Below are 18,765 nucleotides of genomic sequence, written 5' to 3' on the forward strand. Positions count from 1 at the left end.
GTTATTTCCTCAAAAATCGAATGCTGAAGATTTAGTGTCTTTCTAAAAATACACACAGTGACTCGCCATCATTCTTCTCCTATTACTAATCTAATTACTAAAAGCCTATACTTATACTTTCTGTTTCAAACTACTCTATATCCATGTCTTTATAGGTTTTACCAGCATCTAAAAATCTTTCAACTTCTTCTAAGTTCTTATCATACGTAATTTTCAATTCAATTAATTCATCGCTATTTTTCACCTAATACCCCACACATTAATAAAAAAAATAAGATACCGACATACAAGAGAACTAATGCACCACGAAGTTTAACTTGCCTTCTTTGATGTGCCTCTATAATGGCTATTACTCGCTCATTATCATTTGAGACACTATACCTCATAATCGGCACACTCATCTTCATTCTATTAGAATTATGTTTCTTATTTCTGTTAATTTGCGCCACAATATCCCTCTTTTCACTTAGTTATTGAATATTTAAATTACCTTTGTTCAAATTCCTTTGTTTCTTTGTTCCCTTTTTATAAATGACAAGAATAGATAGTAAAGCCATAATAAAAATGAAAATCATGGTACAAATACTTACAATAGCAAAAGCTAACATTTTCTCACCTCCCTTCAATTAAAAACCCAATAACAATCTCTTTATCTTTCAAGGAGAATATTGAATAGTTCCTCTTGCATAGCTAAAAACTCTTCTTCATTCACTGCTTCATCAAATCCGTAATCCCTAAGTTGTATAGGATTTATTTGTTGTATCCACTCACAAATTGAATATTCTTCATCCAACCCATCAAAAATCATAGTTTCTGTGAAAGTAACAACATTGTTCTCCATCCCCTAAACCTCCTAATCAATATCCATATTTACCGATAGTTACCTATAATTTTGACTATAGACAAAAATAAAAAGACGTTGAATATAGTCACCACTATACTTCAACGTCTTACGTAAATTTAGTATGTTTAATTTTCACATCTGCCAAGCTAAAAGAAATACAATATTCTATACATTCCCGTTTCAAATGGAACACCTCCCATTAACATGAATGCATTAAGTATATCATCTTAATTAATATTAGGTGATATTTTTTTATCTTAAAAAAAGTCAACATCCTTGCTTTTTTGATATAGTACAGCAGGCTCAAAATCTACTCCATTTGGCCAACAAACTGTCCCAGCAATATCATCCAAGGTAACTTGTAAAAATAACTCCAAATTGTCCCTTACCTCAGCCAATAAACCACTATCATCTTTTAAAAATTTTCGAATATCCACTATACGATATTCTTGCTTATCAAACACCAATAGCAATTTAAAATTTCGTGTTGGGATGACAAAAGTAATTCTCATACTCTGCACCTGCCCTTCCATATTTTAATCTCAAAACAATAACACACATTAGTACATTGTCCCAATACTAATTGAGTAGATTACTCAAGTTATATTTAAATCTTGTCCGTTTAAGCTCCTGTGGAATGGCAATTCCATTTTCTTTTACCCAATCCAATGAAAAACTCTTACGTTCCCTTCCATTATAAAAATGATATACAGATACAGCCTCTATATAATACGTCTCATTCACATCCCTAAAGTTGAATACAAATCCAGCCTTTACACCATCTATGTTGCTGAATCGGTACAATGATTCGATTTGATAGGATTGGATGGCTCCAAATGGAATGGATTTTCCTTTGTGACTCTTCAATTCTAAAGGTAGATGTTTGGCTTTTTATATAAGATAAAATCACAGGGATTTTTCACGTTTGCAAAGCCTAAATTGTCATCTTTTAATCTATAGACAAATAGGTACTCTTTCTCTAAAACAGAGGCATAGAAGTCCTTCTCGAACTGTTTCCCAGGGTTTGAACTCTTTCCTTCTTTTCTTTTACTCTCACTTGCGGTAATGGTCATGCCTTTCCTCCTCTCTTTTTCATTTTCTATTATGATAGAGGATAAACATAGATTTTATAACGATTGTTCAGTTTTACTATTACTATTAAATTTCAGCCTATATCGAAAAAAGTATGAACTTTTTCATACCTTTTTCGTAATTCCTCTGAAATGTTATGGTCTTAATACGATAAATTAAGAACTGTTATGAAATTATTTCGTACTTCTCTCGCAAATGTTCAGATATAGTGACGTAACAAACGCTATTGAACCCACATAATTAAAGGAGAATCTCTAAAACTACATGTTACAATATGTATACTAATATGATTCATTTGGAGGTAATGAAATGAACAATTTACTTGAAATAATAGATATTAAATCAAACAATGGATTATATCGCATATATCTATTTTCTGATAAGAATCCATTGCCCAGACTGAAAATCTATAAAATAATCGATGAAATTGAAACTCCTGTGAAAAGTATGTATGAGGAACTAAAAAAATGGAATGATGAATTTTCTTATAAGATTGATTATGAGCCTATAGGCAGAACAAAATTAAACACGAGGGAATTCGGTAAAGAATTCCTTAAACGATATAAAAACAAGAAGAAGGCACTGAATTAATACCCATGCCTTCATATTGACTACTACAAACTCTCTATCATGTCGAGCATGTTTCCGATACTAATCTTGTTGAAGCAACTGAAACAATTCGTCCTTAGATTCTTGTGGCAATATTTTAACGAAGTCCTGTAATCCCAGATTGTACAAACACAAGGAAAGCATTTTCGCCCTTTCGTCATCAAATGGCAGGAAAAACCCATCAACTAACTCCAATTTATTTTCCGCTGGTGTATACTCTTGATACATCTCATAATTCACTGGCTGCCCTGCTCTTTTAGGAATCAGCATAATATCTTAACTCCTTCCCCCATGTTTTTAAACAGCAATTCACAAACTTCTATATGTAACTTGATAATAACAGATACCTTAACCTTAACATGTGTTATCGATTATAATGTAAAATACGGTCAGAGTATAACCTATACCATTTTCATCATTTAGCGAAACAAGTATGAACTTTTTCATACTTGTTCTGTATTTACTCTAAACTATTTCGAAATAAATATGAGGAAGTATGAACTTTTATGAAATTCTTTCTCACATGTTCAGATAAAATTAAGTAACAAACACTATTTGAATCCACTTCATTAAGTGTAACCAAGCCATTATATGAAACCAAATAAACCCTCAATGGTACATTTAGTTAAGAAACCGAAAAAGGTCAGTAACTATTTCGAGAAAAAGGGATGAATCATATGAAAAAATATCCCTCGGTGCACTCCATTCACTTCGGGAAATTCAATATTTTAGAGGGTGCAGTTTATCCCCTTAAATGTTTTAGTTATCAGATGTTTTTATAATTTAGATTTTATTATTAAGTGTTTTTTTGAAATTTTTTACCTATATAGGTTTACATATTCCAAAAATCGGAAACAGTAAAAAACTTTTATATCAATGGTTTGATGGTGGTAAACGCTTTAATATTTCGTCATTTAATAATTGCTAAAAATAAAGCTTTTGTCTGCATGACAACGAGTAAAAAATAGACTTTTTCCTACTATTATATAAAGTAGTTAAACATTAAAAGGTTTTACGAAGTCCCTAAAATACCTGTATATCCCTCCCCTTTTGTGGGAATCGTTTCCGTACGTAAAAAAGGCAAATCAAAATACCAAAGCTATGCCTATACAAAAAGATAGTTCCCTCGCATAAAGCTTGGAAACTATCCTATATTAAAGTTCACGTACAATTTCTTCGTCTAATATTTTCTTACGCTTTTCCCAATCTGGCATTAGCGTAAATAACATATTATAAAAGCTATCGCTATGATTGTTGTACTTAAAGTGAACTAATTCGTGTAAGATAACATAATCAATGCAGTATTTAGGGGCCTTAATAAGCTCCGTATTAATCAAAATCGTCTTGTTATCGATTTGTGCTGAACCCCAGCGGGCCTTCATCATTCGAATTTCGAGCGATGGTCTTTCAACGCCGTACTTTTCAATTAATACCAGCATCTTATTTAATGACTCGCCAAATACTTTATATGCCTTTTCCTTATACCAGGCATCCATCATTTTCTCTTTTTTCGAGAAGTCTGTTGGATTTTGGAGCTGTAAATATATAAAACCTCGAAAATACTTCACCGTTTCATTTGTTGACTGTTCAACGCGTAAACGATATTGTTTCCCTAAGTATTTGAACGACTCACCACTCACGTATTCACGCTCGTTCTGCTTTAGCGGGAGCACTTCTTCAAATTGTTTTATATGCTTTATAATCCATTGACCTTTACTTTTCACAAAATCATATATAAAATTCAAAGGAACTTTTTCATTAGCTGAGACATGAACCGTCATATCAGGCTTAATGTTTAAATTCACATTTTTGACATCTTTTCTTTCAACGAAAAAATCAATAAACTGATTGCCAAAGTGAATTTGATGTTTCTCCATATTACTCACTACCTTAATAACGTTTGATGGCTACTGTTTTTATTTGTTCAATTACTTTATCAATTGTATCGAAATCTAATGTTACATTATATTCTTTCGAGAAATCAAACAATAAATCATCAATGTCCTGTGCAATACGGTTGTGAATTTGCAGATTATTATACCAATCCACTTTTTGATGCTGTTTAATAATTTCGTCCATCTTTAATGCTAAGTTTGCAAGGTCTTCATCACCATAAGGAGACTGCTCATCCTTCGTAGTTAATATATCTCTTGCCACCCCGTAAAACGCTTGTGCGTGACTATTATCTTTAATTGCAATTGGATAAGCTTCTTTGGACTCGCCTTGACGAAATTCTTTTAATAATTTATTCATCGAATTCAAATAGTCAGCTTCTGAGATACGCTTTTCTTTATATTCATCAATAACCGCCTGGATTCGCTCTGAAAACTTTTTATAATAAGCAGGGTTTTCATCCCATTTTGCGCTGACACTTTTCGTTAAACGTGTACGAATTGCATCCGCCTTAGCACGTTTCGACCCAAGACGCTCAATCTCTTCCTCAAATGCTCGTTCATTTAAAATATCAACTGGGTTGGTAATACGTATAATTTGCTCTGCTGAAATATATTGGTCCATTAGCTTCTGCATTTTAGCTTCGTATTCCTTATAATCAATTGTATCGGAATAGCGAAGTTTCACGCTTTTCCGAAGCTCTTGAAAGAATTTTAAATCCTTCTTATACTTTCCAAGTTCATCAGGCTGTAAGGTATTATAAATACTCTCTGATTCTAATGCAATGGCGAGATTACGTCCAAATTTACTTAGCGTATCATAGAAGTCATTGCGCAGTTCTTCATCCTCTAATAACACTTCGTATTCTTCAACATCCGATTTATTTCGAATCGGCGCAAAAATGTCCCATAATTCTGAATGATGTTGACGAAGTTCGCCAATAACTGTAATAATATCGTAAATTGCACCTTGAATATCTTCAGGGTCAAAGTTTTCAAATCCAGCGCCTGAATACATCTGTAAAGCTACATCTAACTTTTCAAGCAATCCACGATAATCTATGATAAGGCCGTAATCTTTACCCTCATAAAGTCGGTTAACGCGGGCGATTGCTTGTAATAGCGTATGCTCTTTCATTGGCTTATCAATATATAAAATAGAGGCTCTTGGCGCATCAAAGCCTGTAAGCAATTTATCTACAACAATTAATAAATCGATGTCGTCACCATTAATGAATTCATCTTTAATCGTATCTTCGTAGGCATCCGCAGTACCATATCGATTCATCATCTTCTTCCAAAAGCGTTGAATTTTATCAGTGGATTCTTCATCAATCGTTTCATGACCCTCACGCTCATCTGGCTTAGAAATTACTACTTCACATTTCAAATCCCCTAAATCTTCAAACGCCTCTAAATAACGAATTGCTTCCATCTTGCTATTGGTTGCAAGCATCGCCTTAAATTGCGAGCCTTGCGTTTTATAGTTACGTGTAAAATGCTCATTAATGTCAAAAGCAATCATGGTAATTCGTTGGTCTGAGGAAGCAATTCGCTCGAAATGTGCCCACTTCTTCATTACTTCTTCTTTTTGTTTATCGTTTAAGTTACGTGTAATCATATTTAAACGATTATCAATGGCTATCTTATTCACCGTTTGGTCGACCATTTTCCCTTCATACAACAAAGGAACAGTTGCTTTATCTTTAACACCATCTGCAATCGTATACTTATGAATAAGCTTACCGAACTTAATCATCGTGCTCTTTTCTTTCTTCATCAAAGGCGTCCCTGTAAAGCCCAGATACGAGGCATTTGGAAAAACTTTTTTCATTTTATAGTGAAGCTCACCGTATTGTGTACGGTGTGATTCATCAACAAGTACAAAAATATCTTTTGATTCCTGTGGTTCCAACTTAATTGAAGCTATGTCAAACTTATGCACCAAGGTTGTAACAATATCTGCCTTATTATCATTTATTAGTGAAACCAAATGAGTAGCTGAACGCGCTCGACTTGCTTTTAAACGTGTATGATTAAATGTCTTATAAATCTGTTTATCCAGTTCTTTACGGTCCGTTACCACTACAACTTGTGGGTTATGACCTGATAACTCCGATAAAATGTAACGCGTCAACATAACCATCGTCAGCGATTTACCTGAGCCTTGTGTATGCCAGATAACACCTGATTGACGATTCCCATTTTCATCTCGCTCTTCAATTGTACTGAGGATTTTTTTAATCGCAAAATACTGCTGATAACGTGCTACCTTTTTAACATTCTTATCAAACAATGTGAAGAAAGACGTCAGTTCTAATAATCGAGCAGGATGGAACAATGAAATGATATTCTTATCCTGCGTAGTTGGTAAGCGATTTGCTATTACTTGTAACAATTGCTCTAACCAATCTTCCTCTTCTTCCTTCCAAATAGACCAGAACTTTTTAGGCGTACCACACGTTGCATATTGTGTTTCATTTTTATTAGTAGACATTACAATTTGCACGAACTTAAATAATTGTGGAATATAGTCACTTTTTTGATTGCGAATCATCTGGCTAATGCCTTGCTCCATTGAAATCGAAGCCTTTTTACATTCAATCACCCCAAATGGAATACCATTAATAAAAAGGACAATGTCTGGACGTGCAAGTCCTCGGCCATCTGTGCGTTCTACTGAAAACTCTTCAACTACATGAAAGACGTTATTTTCAATGTTATCCCAATCAATAAACTGTATTGTAAATGATTGCTTTGAACCATCTGGAAGCAGTTCTGTATAACTTCTTCCTAACATCATTGTTTCATAAATCTTTTCATTCGCTTTCACAAGTCCACTTGTTAAAGGCTCGTCTAAATCACGTATCGCCTGTTGAATATTATTTTCACCGAATTGATATGTGGTTCCTTTATATTCATAGCTATTCAGTTTTCTTAACTGCTCTTCTAAAATTGTTCGGAGCAAAACATCATAAAGGCTCCCACGCATTTTCTCTGCTTCTTCAATTGGAATATATGTGTACCCTACTCTTTGTAATACTTCAAGCGCGGGCTGTTGACTAATATTAATTTCATCATAAAGTTGCTGAGTGGACATAATGCCACCTCCAATCTATTAATGAAGGTAAAAAGAGTAAGGGTATTATACCTTTATTCGGGTTTTCCCTGTTAGAAGTTGTTGCATTAGTGCTTTTTTCTGATTATTTAATTCTTCAAGCTCTTTATATAAAAGGGATAGGTTTCTGTCAAATACCTGTAATACTTTTGAAATTGCAATTTGTTCTTCTTCTGGAGGCACATTAATTATTAACTCTTTAATATCATTGCTGTTCACCGCTTCAAAAGTACTTCCTTGCGCAATCTTACCCCACATATTTTCTTTCCGTATTAATTGATAATATAAATAATCTTGATTAATAGTTCCTTTAATTGCACAAACACCCCTACCTATACATGCTTCGTGCTCCGAAAAAGCTATGCTTCCGACTGGTGCTCTAACCGTCATCAAAATATCTCCTGGCATACAGATTTTAGTAGGCGTTGTCGTCCAAGTTCGTGGTATTGTTCTTCTATTTTTAATATCAGCATTGCCTTGAATTAAAGGAATACCTTCTTTTGAATCGTTATAGCTATCTGAGTTAGGCGATTGTCCCATTATAACCCGCGCCACATTACCTAATTTTTCCTTCGTCCATTCATCCCTAAAACCAGGTAATCTAATCTCACCTCTAAGTAACTTCTGCATTAATCCATTCATTTGCTTTTCTACCGGTTTGATTAGTTCTTCTTTCCCTTTAATTAATTTGTCAGAAGTAATAAGAACTGAAGCTATTTTTTTTTGCTCCTTAATATCTGTAGGTAAAAGAATTTCAACTTCTTCAAACTCTTTCTGCCCCAAAGTTTTATTTCTACCGGCTCCCCCTGGTGAAGCTAAATTTAATAAATACTTTCCTCTGGGAGATTTAAATAAATAAGTAATAAAATCTAAATCTAAAACCCCTTTTTTTGGTCTATACATAGGGAATCTATGTGATGCTATATACCCTCTATCTTTATCTGTAGTCCGTGCTACTGCCATTTCCCATGCAAAAACAATATTAACAATAAAACAATCAGGTTCTACCCAAAAAACTGACTTATTACCTAATTGCTCACCAGTGACTGCCTCTTTATAAAAAATACCTTTTCCATGCGAACGAATTCCTATTTGAGTGTACTTTTCATCCTTTATTACTTCAACTGGATTTCTAACTCTATCAAAAATATCTTTAACTTTGAAAATACCCCATCCTTTAGGAATTTTCTCTTTACTCATATATACCATCCTCTATTTATCAAGCTTTCGTTATCAATCTGTTCACCAAAAATATTTAAATTTATTACTAACCCCTTTTACCGAATTAGTAAAAGGAGCCACTGATAAGTTACATTCCTAATTCCTTCAAATATTTCTCCATCTCTGCTTCAACTACTTTTAATTCCTCTTTGATATTCATAATCTTTTGCTTCACTACTTCCATATCAACAGGCTCTTCCTCTTCGAACGTGTCTACATAACGTGGAATATTTAAATTAAAATCGTTCTCTTTAATTTCCTCAAATGTTGCTACATATGAATACTTATCAATTGTTTCTCGGTTATCATATGTCTCCATAATTTCTTGCAAGTCTTCTTCGCGCAGTTTATTTTGATTTTTACCTTTTTCGTAATGTTCTTCACTCGATGCATCAATGAATAACACATCTTTACGCGTCCGATTTTTCTTAAATACAAGTACACACGCAGGAATATCTGTGCCATAGAAAAGCCCTTTTGGTAAGCCAATAACCGTATCAAGCAAATTCATCTCAATAATTTGTTTACGAATTTTGCCTTCACTTGCACCTCGGAATAACACCCCATGAGGTAAAATTGTTGCCATCGTTCCGTTCTCGGCTAAAGAATAAAGCATATGCTGTATAAACGCATAATCACCTTTTGAAGTCGGTGGTACACCCCAATCAAATCGGCGATGTTCATCTAAACTTGCATCCATCTTAAACTTGCTATCTGTATTTTCTTCACCTACAAAACCCATTGTCCATTTATCTAACGAGAACGGAGGGTTCGCTACGATTTTTTGGAACTTCATTAGCTTGCCCTCTTCTAAATGAAGTGGATTTGCTAATGTGTCTCCCCACTCGATATTTGCATCATCAATACCATGTAAGTACATGTTCATTAATGCTAAAGAATGCGTTGCACCATTGCGTTCTTGTCCATAAATTGCTACCTTTTTATTAGGAACTTGCTTTGCTACACGAATTAATAATGAACCTGACCCACAAGTTGGGTCATAAATACGGTCATTCTCTTGTGGTTTTACTAAACGAGCTAATAATTCTGATGCCATTGTTGGCGTGTAAAACTCTCCACCTTTTTTACCTGCATCAGATGCAAAACGTTCAATCATATATTGATAAGAATCACCAATAATATCTCCATCAGCTACAACAGATGGTCTAAGTGTTAATTTGTTGAAGTCCTCTAATAAAGAACGTAACATCGCATTTCGCTCTTTTGTTTTCCCTAAAATCGCTTCGCTGTTAAAATCGATATTACGAAACACCCCACGAAGCTTACCTGTATTTTCATTTTCAATACGTTCTAATACTTTATTGATGGTTTCACCTATTTCAGCTTCATTTCGATTGCTGTATAAGTAGTCGAAAGTTGACTTTTCATCTAATACAAAGCGTTCACGTGCTATTGCACGTTGAATACGCTGTTCATCACCGTCATAACGTGCTGTATATTCTTCTAAATGCTCTTTATATGAATCACTCAAATATTTAATGAACAGCATTGTTAAAATGTAATCCTTATAAATACTCGAATCAATTTTTCCGCGGAATGTATCTGCGGCCTGCCATTGTACACTATTGATTTGTTCTTGCGTTACTTTTCCAGTCATGTAACTTCCTCCTAATTCGTTCCTTGTAGCACTTTATTTGTTAATGCGTTAAAGAGCTTTTCTTTTTCTTCAATTAAATATGTTAACAGCTGTTTTCCCTTCAAATGAAGCTTATACAGTTGAACAATGTTTTGTTGCTTTTCAAGTGCAATTTGCTCTATCGGTATCGCACTGTTGCTTTTTTCTTACTTGGGATACATGGTCCCAGCTGAACCATTTTCTAATTCTTTCTTTACGAAAGTCGTATTCATATACCATGCTACATACTAAGTTAAAAAGCATTCTGTTTGCACCTCTCTCACCGCAAATGTAAAAGGTATTAATAACCCCGCACTTTTTTAATATAAAACATTTTGTAAGTTGCTTGGACCGCCTCAGGAAGACTCACTTTTCCCCTTGTAGTTATTAAGCCAACTTTAAATCATATAACAATATTACTGTAATTGTAAATGTTTTTCTCCTGTATCCTATATATTTTCTAATGGACTAATCTCTATCGATATGCAATTCGCTTTATATCGAACCTCTTCATTTAATCTTTCTTGAATATCGCCCTCTTTTGCCTTTATTGAATCATTATTCGGCTATTTTAATACAGAATCTTAATTCTACAAAAAGCTTATTTCTTCTATCACTAACAATACATAGTAACTACAATCGCTGCGACCTGCACCAAAGCTTATAATACGTAATTTTCATAAGTAAGATTAATGTTATAAGAGCATGAAAAAAAGGCACTGGATATCCACTGCCTTAACAACGGGTCATACGAAAGAATGGTGGCAAAAGAGAAAAAATAAGAAGATTGATAATCATACCTTTTTAGATTTTATTTTCGATGTACTATCCTTCTATAAATCGGAATTAATTTTTCTTACCCTTTAGACTAATCCTCTTCTGATTAGAGGCATAGGTAGTATCATTGAAGACGTATTTGATTTTGTATATGATTAAGTTCAGTCCCAAGATAAGGGGTAAACAAGGAATTTAAGGAAACTAAAGACCTTACCTAAATACAATAGAATAATCAAAAACTTATAATTGTATGTTTTTATCCCTTATGTCCGTTTAGTATGAAGAATCTGGAACAATCTTTGAAATATAAATAAAGAGAACCAATAAATATCATAGTTCCCTTTTCTAACTTTTGTTAATTTAGTGCCTTAAGAAACAATTTATCGATTATATCTAAAAAGAGGTTTCCTGATTGCTTCAATTGCCTTTAATATACTTATTTTTTGCTTGCTGTATTTGTTGTAATACAAGGTCAAAACGGTCGTCCATTATATCAATATCTTTAATATCAACTTTTCCAAAATGTTCATTGCACGCATCTTCCCTTGCATCTTTAGTAACCTTTTTTAAATTCTCCATTTCATGTTTAATAATAGTTGTTATCCATGAATTTTCAAATCCTTCTAATATCAATTCAGAATATATTTTATCATGTTTCTCTAAAAGTTCATTTCTTTCCTCTATCCGCTTATCTCTATTCTCTTTATTTATATGAAAATCTTCTAAGATAACTTTATATCTTTCCAATGTTGATGATAAATCGGTCAATTCCCTAAGATTCTGTTGAAGATGTACATCTTCTTTTAACTTTGCTAAAGTCTGCTTCAATTTTTGTTCTGTTTTCTTAACAACCTGTTCTTCAAACACTACAACCATGTTCAATTTTTCGTCACCCCTTCTTTTAGAAGAACATAAATTTCCCACACGACTATCAACCATAGGAGATTTATGATTCTGATGAAAATTAATTTTGTAAATTATTAATTACCTTGATACAGTATTCTCCCCAATAATTATCATTGTCTCCATATATATCATGTAACCATATGTACATGAAAATTACTTCAAGAAACTGCTTCTTCCCTTTTATAAAAGGCTTCTTTGAAATTTTGGTATAAAGAGTATTTAAATTAAAGAGATTTGTTTTTTGTTTATAATCATATATATAAGGCTGCCAATTTTCACTGGTTTTAATTTTATGTTTTACTGGCCATAAAGAATCATCATCAGAAAAACGTAATAAATAATTAGAAGTAAACGCCCAAACATTCACTTTGTTTTTACTCCAAGTTCTTTCCAGCCATTCATTTATATCCCCAGTCAAAAATATCGAAGGATTATTTAACTCTTTTTCACTTTCAATTCGATGGTAATCTTTTATAAAATTGAATAACATCTCTGTCTGACCTTTTAAAAATGGGTTCTTTTTTATAAGATGGGCATAACAATCATATGAACAAGTCCTAAATTCATGCTCAGTGTTATATAAAAGAAAAAGTTCCTCTTTTTTTAAAAAACTTATAATAGAACGATGGATTTGCTTTTCATGTACATCGTAAATATCGACAAGCCATTCTTGAATAGCATCCTCATACTTTTCCAATTGATTTTTAAATTTTACTAACCTTTCTTCATTTAAGAATGTTTTTTGTTCCATCTCCTCAATATTCAAATATTGATTAAAGTATTCAAAAACATAATTCACACAAACACGTATATTTTCATTTTTGGAATCAATATCATATTCATTTATTTTATCTTCTCTTTTCCTTTTTGAAATGTATTCTTCAAGAGTAAACATTTCCATCCCATCCCTCTTTATTTCTTCCAAAACCCTATTTGGTACTTTTCTTAAGAACAGTTACACCGCACTATCTAAACTTTCATTTTTTCTTTAAAACTTAATCAAATAAGTGATTTTTGTTACGAGGCAAAATCTTCATCAAAGCACATATAACAATAGCCTGACTGGTCATATTTGAAAATTGCTTTCCTCTCCTCATTTAATCCTTCGGGGGTGATACTATACGCACGAACTCTTTGTAAATCAAATTCTTCATCGTAATAACGATAAACCATTAAAACATTCGACTTTTGAATCTTATTCTTTCGCAGAATCAATTTATTTAGATAATCTACCCTTTCAGCAGATTTAATGTATTGTATCCCTATAACATTATGTGGAATATAACCTTCTTCAGTTTGCGAAAATAGCTTTTCTATTGTTTCAACATCTTTTTTCGGGATACTCTCCCTCTCCAAATGTAAGGCAAGATATAAAAAATGTTCATCATCAAATCGGGCATCCCACTTCCACCAAGATAAATCCATTGGGCGGGAACGCCCTTCTGATTTATCAAACTTCGAATCTTCAATGAATGCATCGAAGCCAAGCATTTCTCCTAATTGGGCAAAAAAGTCAATCTCCCTTTTGGTGAACATAGAAACATTATGTAAATAGGATAAGTTCATTCTGCGGTAATTCCTTACATAACCCTCGAAAAATTGCATGAGATTGAAATAATATTTATCCATAAATACCTTCCTCTTTATATAAAAGAATACTAAGCGAAAATTCAAACTTCTATATTTTAATTCTATGTTATTATTTGATATTAGGAAAGTCTGCATAAAATTAATAAATTGCTCCTTTAAGCCCCTATTTAACAAGCACAACAAAAGCATTTTTCCCCTTTCATTGTTAAATGGAAGGAAAACCACTTCCACTAATCTAATTTATTTTCCGCTGATGTATATTCTTCATACATCTTATAATTTATCGCTTGAGCTTCTTTCTTAGGAATTAACATAAGGTCATAATTCCCTCCTCCAAGTTTTTGAATAACAATTTAAAATTTCGTATTGGCATTTCAGAAGTGATTCTCATTCCCTCCCCTACCTTTATATAATTCCATATCAGCTTTAAAGCCATAGTCAGTTTTGAAAAGTATTATCACAAACTATTTATACTTGACTTGATAATAACAGTTACCTCCGCCTGTGTTATATACAGCCCTGATGTAACCTATACCATTTTCATTATTTAGCGAAAAAAGTATGAACCTTTTCATACTTTTTCTGCATTTACCCCAAAAAATTGTGGAATAAGCATGATAAAATAAGAACTTTTATGAAATTATTTCGCAGATATTAAGATATAGTTATGTAACAAACACTATTTGAATTTTCATCATTAATGTAGTCAAGTTATTACATGAAACCAAATAAACTATTAAACGTAAATTTATTTAAGTAAAATGAAAAAGGTCAGTAACTATTTCGAGAATAAGAGATGAGTCATATGAAAGAATGGTGGTAACGAAAGAAAAACAAAACGAGAAAGAGTAAGAAGAGTGATAAAGATTACACCTTTTTAGATTTCATTTTTGATGTACTATCCTGTATACCAGGATTAGTTTTTTTACCCTTCAAATTAATCTTCTGGTTGCTTAGAGGCATAGGCAAATTCATTGGGGGCGTATTTGATTTTGTATAATATTAAATACATGCCCCTATTGAAAAAGGTACTGGTAACCCCCATACTTTGTTCCTGTTTAACTACATACGATACTAAGTGTTTGTTCAGTAAGAAGATTCTGGAACAGAGAAGGGAAAGTAAGTAACCTTAGAATAATTAAAAACTTATAAATTCATGTTTTATCCCTTAAAATGTCCATTTAGTACGAAGAATCTGGAACACCCTTTAAAATGTGTCTTTCAGTACGGAGATTTTGGAACACCCTTTGAAATGTGTCATTCAGTACGAAGAATCTGGAACACCCTTTAAAATGTGTCTTTTAGTACGGAGATTTTGGAACATCCTTTGAATCGTGTCTTTCAGTACGGAAATTTTGGAACACCCTTTTAAATAAAAATAAAGAGAACTAATAAAAAATTATAGTTCTCTTTTCTAACTTTTGTTCATGAATTAATTTAGTTCCTTAAGAAAAATATCCACTTTACTGATTATTTTAATTGTATCTACATGTTTACTATGTTCTTTCCATTCGCTATCTAACAATGTCTGTATAAGTGCTGACAAACTCTCCCTTGCTTCCATTGTCGGCAGTTTTCCTCTAATCAGATATTCGGTATAAACTAACACCTCTTGAATACTCTTTCTTGGAAGGTCTTCCTCAAATGGGTCGATATCGACTAAATCGGTTATATGCACACCCAATGAAAGAGCCAAATTCTTGATTATTGGATATGAAGGTGCACGTCTAATACCTTTTTCAAGTTTGTTGATATAGCCTGCATCCATTTTTGCCAGTTCGCCTAATTGCTTATAAGTGAGATTTCGGACTTGCCGATAGTGCTTGAGACGCTGAGAAAATGTCCTTGAAATCTCTCGGTTTCCTTTTACAGTCGTAGTATTTTCATTCATATACAGTTCCCCCTGTTTAATTTATCTAATCCACAATCGCATTAGAATTTCCAATAATGATGATTTCTAAAAAATAGAATCCTTTGTATTTAGAAACTTGCTATATTATAGATTTGGTTTGCAAATTTATTCGATAATATCAGAGAGAAAAAATAAGATGAAGCATAAAAACCTTTCACTTAAACCGTGGATTCATCAGATAAACTTTTTTTCTGTCATTCCCTATTCATTTCTATCCATCACAACAAGCTTACATACCCCTGCTTTAAGTAGAAGTTGCACATCTAAAAAAGCATCAACAAACTCAGACTCTTTATAAATTTCCTGTTCAAAAAAATTGACCTGTGCTTCATACGTAACAACGCTGATGGTTTTTAACATCTGATATTCAGTCACTCTTTATCCTCCTCTTGTACATCCAACATTTTTTCCCACTCGCAATCAATAGAAAAGCAATTCCATTTTGACTATAGACAAAAATAAAAAGACGCTGCATATAGTCATCGCTATATCCAACGTCTCATGTACATCTACTATGTTCAATTTTTGAATCTGCCAATCTAAAATAATTTAAATGCCTCATAAATTTCCTTTGCAAAAGAAACACCCCCCTTTGTGTATGGATTGAGTATACCACTTTAATCTATGTAAAGGCATTTTCTACTCATCAACAGATTCATTTCATAAAAAAAGATTCATTTTAGTATGGTTATTGACTATGAACCTTGCAACATTTTTCTTTTTCACATACTTTACATGATTCGGCCAATAAACAAATAGAAATGACAGACAAAAAAAATCGATACATAGGATGGTAGCACTGGTAAATTATTATTATTTCACCTGTGATTGGTCGGATATAGGGGTCAAGCATGGTTCGACATTTTTTATATTCACAGAATTCCAATTTCATTTTATTATAATGTCATAGTTAAAGGAGGTAATAAATTGGACCAATTAATCAACAATATTGAAACATTAAACTCTATCGAGATTCAAATAAAAAACTGGATTACTGACGCTATGAAAGGTTACCACACACCCAATAACACCACTAAGGAATGGATGAGTATTAAAGAAGCCTGTGACTATATTGGTGTTGCTCACAACACGTTCATGAAATATCGTGAAATGGGATTAAAAGTTTGTGAAATTGAAGGTGTGAAGCGCGTTTCTAAGTCGGAAATTGACAATTTTTTAAATAAGTTTAGTTGTTAAGAAAAGATTAGACATTTTGTAGAGTTTAAGCGGTGATATACTTGAGTATCACCGCTTTTATCTTATATGATAGTTATGTTGCTTAAGTTTATTAAGTAACATTCAACCTCTATATCTTGTCTCCGTAAGGTAAAAGGAGGAAATAAATAAAATGAGGAATACAAAAAATACTACAATAAAAATGTACATCAAAAAAAATAATGAAAAATGCTATATGTTTAAAGTATACTGTGGTACTGACCCGCTTACTGGGAAAGAACAATATACGACACGACGTGGATTTAAAACGAAAAAAGAAGCAGATTTGGCATTAGCTCGAATAAAACTTGAAATTAGCAATGGAACATTTAAAAAGCGCCAAGTTGAAACATATGCAGATGTCTACGAATTATGGATAATTCAGTATGAGAAAACAGTGGAAGAAAGTACGTTTATTAAGACTACTGGTATTTTTCGTAATCACATTCTACCCGCTCTTGGGGCATATAAAATAGATAAAATGAATGTAGATGTATGTCAAAAACACGTTGATGAGTGGGCTTCTAAGTTGAAAAAATATAGAATGGTGAAATCATATGCTTCAAAAGTTTTCGATTTTGCGTTAAAACGTGGCTATGTACAATCAAATCCGTTTACATTAGTCGAGATGCCAAATAATCTTAAAAAGGTTCAGATTATTGATGATGAATGTGAGAATTTCTACACCAAGGAACAAGTAATTACATTTTTAGAATGTATGAAGCAAGAAAATAATAAAAAAGCCTATACTTTATTTTACTTACTCACATTTAGCGGTATGCGTAAAGGTGAAGCACTCGCTTTAATATGGAGCGATATTGACTTTAATAAAAATGAAGTACGCATAAATAAAGCAGTCTCACGAGGGAAAAATAATAATCTATATGTTAAAACTACTAAAACAGGTATTTCTCGAGTTATCAAAATGGACCCTCAAACAATGTCGGTATTAAAAGCATGGAAAAAACATCAACGACATTCTTATTTAACTTTAGGCTTTAATACAATGCAATCTAAACAACTTGTTTTCAGTAATGAACAAAATGAATTTTTACAACCAACTAAGACAAGAAAGTGGCTTGAGCAAGTATTAACAAAATATAAACTTCCGAAAATAACGACGCATGGATTCAGGCACACGCATTGTTCATTGTTATTTGAAGCAGGTGTCAGCATAAAAGAAGTACAAGACCGTTTAGGCCATACAGATGTCAAAACAACAATGAATATTTATGCTCATGTATCTCAACAAGCGAAAGATGAAGCAATAAACAAGTTAGCAAACTTTATGACCATGTAAAAAGTTTTTTGACCATGGTTTTGACCATGGAAGATTGAAATTCATTGAAACTGAATGAAACAATGAAAAATAAAAAACCCTTGATATACAAGGGTTTTGAGATTCATTGAAACTCAATGAAATTCTAAAATGGAGACGGCGGGAGTCGAACCCGCGTCCAGAAACTCCAATACTTCAGCTTCTACGCGTGTAGTTTGCCTATTTACGATTCACGTAACATTATGCCGACAAACAGGCGTCCTGTACGCTAACCTGGAAATCTCTTGTCGGTGACTCAGGTGGCACCATCGACCGTATCCCACTAAAGTTGGGCCCCACGTTCTCTACATGGGCGATAGAGAGGCAGAGCGCTTAAGAGCTTACGCTGCGAAAGCTAAGTTTTGTTGTTTGCCAGTTATTATATAACTTCCGTTGATGACGGAGCCGAGACCTCCGACGCGCGACCAAAGCTTGAACCATCCCTGTCGAATCCGTAACGTCCCCTTGAATATGAATCGAAGCACGTAGCCTCGTTCAAGTAAAGGAGCTAGAATTTCTTCTAGTACGGTGGGAGCTTAAATGTACGCTTCCATGTAATCTGGCAATCAGTAATTCATATTATAAAACAAATCTTGCTATAGTTCAAGTGTCCTGCTCCGATAGAAAAAATTGGC

General features: G+C 33.1%; 18 protein-coding genes and 1 other RNA gene. 3 read left to right on the forward strand and 16 right to left on the reverse strand.

Features of this window, described 5'->3' with window-relative positions:
- Positions 1 to 233: 233 nt before the first annotated feature.
- The 5 genes from QUF91_RS22905 to QUF91_RS22920 all read right to left on the reverse strand — a co-directional run bounded on the left by QUF91_RS22905 (position 234) and on the right by QUF91_RS22920 (position 1,917).
- Positions 234 to 449, reverse strand: a complete 216-nt coding sequence (locus QUF91_RS22905) for a hypothetical protein (RefSeq protein ID WP_289419453.1) — start codon at positions 447 to 449, stop codon at positions 234 to 236.
- Positions 450 to 649: 200 nt separating this feature from the next.
- Entirely contained in the window at positions 650 to 841 is a 192-nt protein-coding gene (locus QUF91_RS22910) for a hypothetical protein (protein ID WP_289419454.1), read from the reverse strand.
- Positions 842 to 1,101: 260 nt separating this feature from the next.
- A complete protein-coding gene (locus QUF91_RS22915) occupies positions 1,102 to 1,356 on the reverse strand; it encodes a DUF2442 domain-containing protein (protein WP_289419455.1) in 255 nt (84 codons plus the stop codon).
- 67 nt (positions 1,357 to 1,423) lie between these two features.
- Positions 1,424 to 1,711, reverse strand: a complete 288-nt coding sequence (locus QUF91_RS28215) for a Holliday junction resolvase RecU (protein WP_353957859.1) — start codon at positions 1,709 to 1,711, stop codon at positions 1,424 to 1,426.
- A 2-nt stretch (positions 1,712 to 1,713) separates the two neighbouring features.
- Positions 1,714 to 1,917 (reverse strand): hypothetical protein, encoded by a 204-nt coding sequence (locus QUF91_RS22920; protein WP_289419456.1) that lies wholly within the window; start codon positions 1,915 to 1,917, stop codon positions 1,714 to 1,716.
- Between the two features lie 328 nt (positions 1,918 to 2,245).
- On the opposite strand from QUF91_RS22920, the gene QUF91_RS22925 reads away from it, so the two are divergent.
- The gene (locus QUF91_RS22925; RefSeq protein WP_289419457.1) at positions 2,246 to 2,527 is read left to right on the forward strand and encodes a hypothetical protein; all 282 of its coding nucleotides are present in this window, start codon (positions 2,246 to 2,248) and stop codon (positions 2,525 to 2,527) included.
- 60 nt (positions 2,528 to 2,587) lie between these two features.
- On the opposite strand, the gene QUF91_RS22930 is transcribed toward QUF91_RS22925, so the two are convergent.
- From QUF91_RS22930 to QUF91_RS22975, 10 genes are all read right to left on the reverse strand, one after another.
- Positions 2,588 to 2,815 carry a hypothetical protein gene (locus QUF91_RS22930; RefSeq protein WP_289419458.1) on the reverse strand — a complete coding sequence of 76 codons (228 nt, stop codon included), beginning with the start codon at positions 2,813 to 2,815 and terminating at the stop codon, positions 2,588 to 2,590.
- Between the two features lie 884 nt (positions 2,816 to 3,699).
- Positions 3,700 to 4,422: a M48 family metallopeptidase gene (locus QUF91_RS22935; protein WP_289419459.1), complete on the reverse strand. Its 723-nt coding sequence runs from the start codon at positions 4,420 to 4,422 to the stop codon at positions 3,700 to 3,702.
- Between the two features lie 13 nt (positions 4,423 to 4,435).
- Positions 4,436 to 7,537 carry a type I restriction endonuclease subunit R gene (locus QUF91_RS22940; protein WP_289419460.1) on the reverse strand — a complete coding sequence of 1,034 codons (3,102 nt, stop codon included), beginning with the start codon at positions 7,535 to 7,537 and terminating at the stop codon, positions 4,436 to 4,438.
- Between the two features lie 45 nt (positions 7,538 to 7,582).
- On the reverse strand, positions 7,583 to 8,755 hold the full coding sequence (locus tag QUF91_RS22945; RefSeq protein ID WP_289419461.1) for a restriction endonuclease subunit S: 1,173 nt from the start codon (positions 8,753 to 8,755) through the stop codon (positions 7,583 to 7,585).
- A gap of 109 nt (positions 8,756 to 8,864) precedes the next feature.
- Positions 8,865 to 10,394: a type I restriction-modification system subunit M gene (locus QUF91_RS22950; RefSeq protein ID WP_289419462.1), complete on the reverse strand. Its 1,530-nt coding sequence runs from the start codon at positions 10,392 to 10,394 to the stop codon at positions 8,865 to 8,867.
- Between the two features lie 1,212 nt (positions 10,395 to 11,606).
- Positions 11,607 to 12,071: a hypothetical protein gene (locus QUF91_RS22955; protein WP_289419463.1), complete on the reverse strand. Its 465-nt coding sequence runs from the start codon at positions 12,069 to 12,071 to the stop codon at positions 11,607 to 11,609.
- 82 nt (positions 12,072 to 12,153) lie between these two features.
- Positions 12,154 to 12,996, reverse strand: coding sequence for a hypothetical protein (locus QUF91_RS22960; RefSeq protein ID WP_353957860.1), 843 nt, complete (start codon positions 12,994 to 12,996; stop codon positions 12,154 to 12,156).
- 116 nt (positions 12,997 to 13,112) lie between these two features.
- Positions 13,113 to 13,724, reverse strand: a complete 612-nt coding sequence (locus QUF91_RS22965) for a hypothetical protein (RefSeq protein ID WP_289419464.1) — start codon at positions 13,722 to 13,724, stop codon at positions 13,113 to 13,115.
- A gap of 1,393 nt (positions 13,725 to 15,117) precedes the next feature.
- Complete coding sequence (locus QUF91_RS22970; RefSeq protein WP_289419465.1) at positions 15,118 to 15,576, reverse strand: helix-turn-helix domain-containing protein; 459 nt, start codon at positions 15,574 to 15,576, stop codon at positions 15,118 to 15,120.
- A 222-nt stretch (positions 15,577 to 15,798) separates the two neighbouring features.
- The gene (locus QUF91_RS22975) at positions 15,799 to 15,972 is read right to left on the reverse strand and encodes a hypothetical protein (RefSeq protein ID WP_289419466.1); all 174 of its coding nucleotides are present in this window, start codon (positions 15,970 to 15,972) and stop codon (positions 15,799 to 15,801) included.
- A gap of 552 nt (positions 15,973 to 16,524) precedes the next feature.
- Here QUF91_RS22975 and QUF91_RS22980 point away from each other — a divergent pair.
- Complete coding sequence (locus QUF91_RS22980) at positions 16,525 to 16,794, forward strand: helix-turn-helix domain-containing protein (protein WP_289419467.1); 270 nt, start codon at positions 16,525 to 16,527, stop codon at positions 16,792 to 16,794.
- Positions 16,795 to 16,945: 151 nt separating this feature from the next.
- On the forward strand, positions 16,946 to 18,112 hold the full coding sequence (locus tag QUF91_RS22985) for a site-specific integrase (protein WP_289419468.1): 1,167 nt from the start codon (positions 16,946 to 16,948) through the stop codon (positions 18,110 to 18,112).
- Between the two features lie 127 nt (positions 18,113 to 18,239).
- On the opposite strand, the gene ssrA is transcribed toward QUF91_RS22985, so the two are convergent.
- Positions 18,240 to 18,595, reverse strand: a transfer-messenger RNA (tmRNA) gene (gene ssrA / locus QUF91_RS22990).
- Positions 18,596 to 18,765: the final 170 nt, after the last annotated feature.

Origin of the sequence: Lysinibacillus sp. G4S2 (assembly GCF_030348505.1) — a bacterium.
In the GTDB taxonomy this organism is placed as follows: Bacteria; Bacillota; Bacilli; order Bacillales_A; family Planococcaceae; genus Lysinibacillus.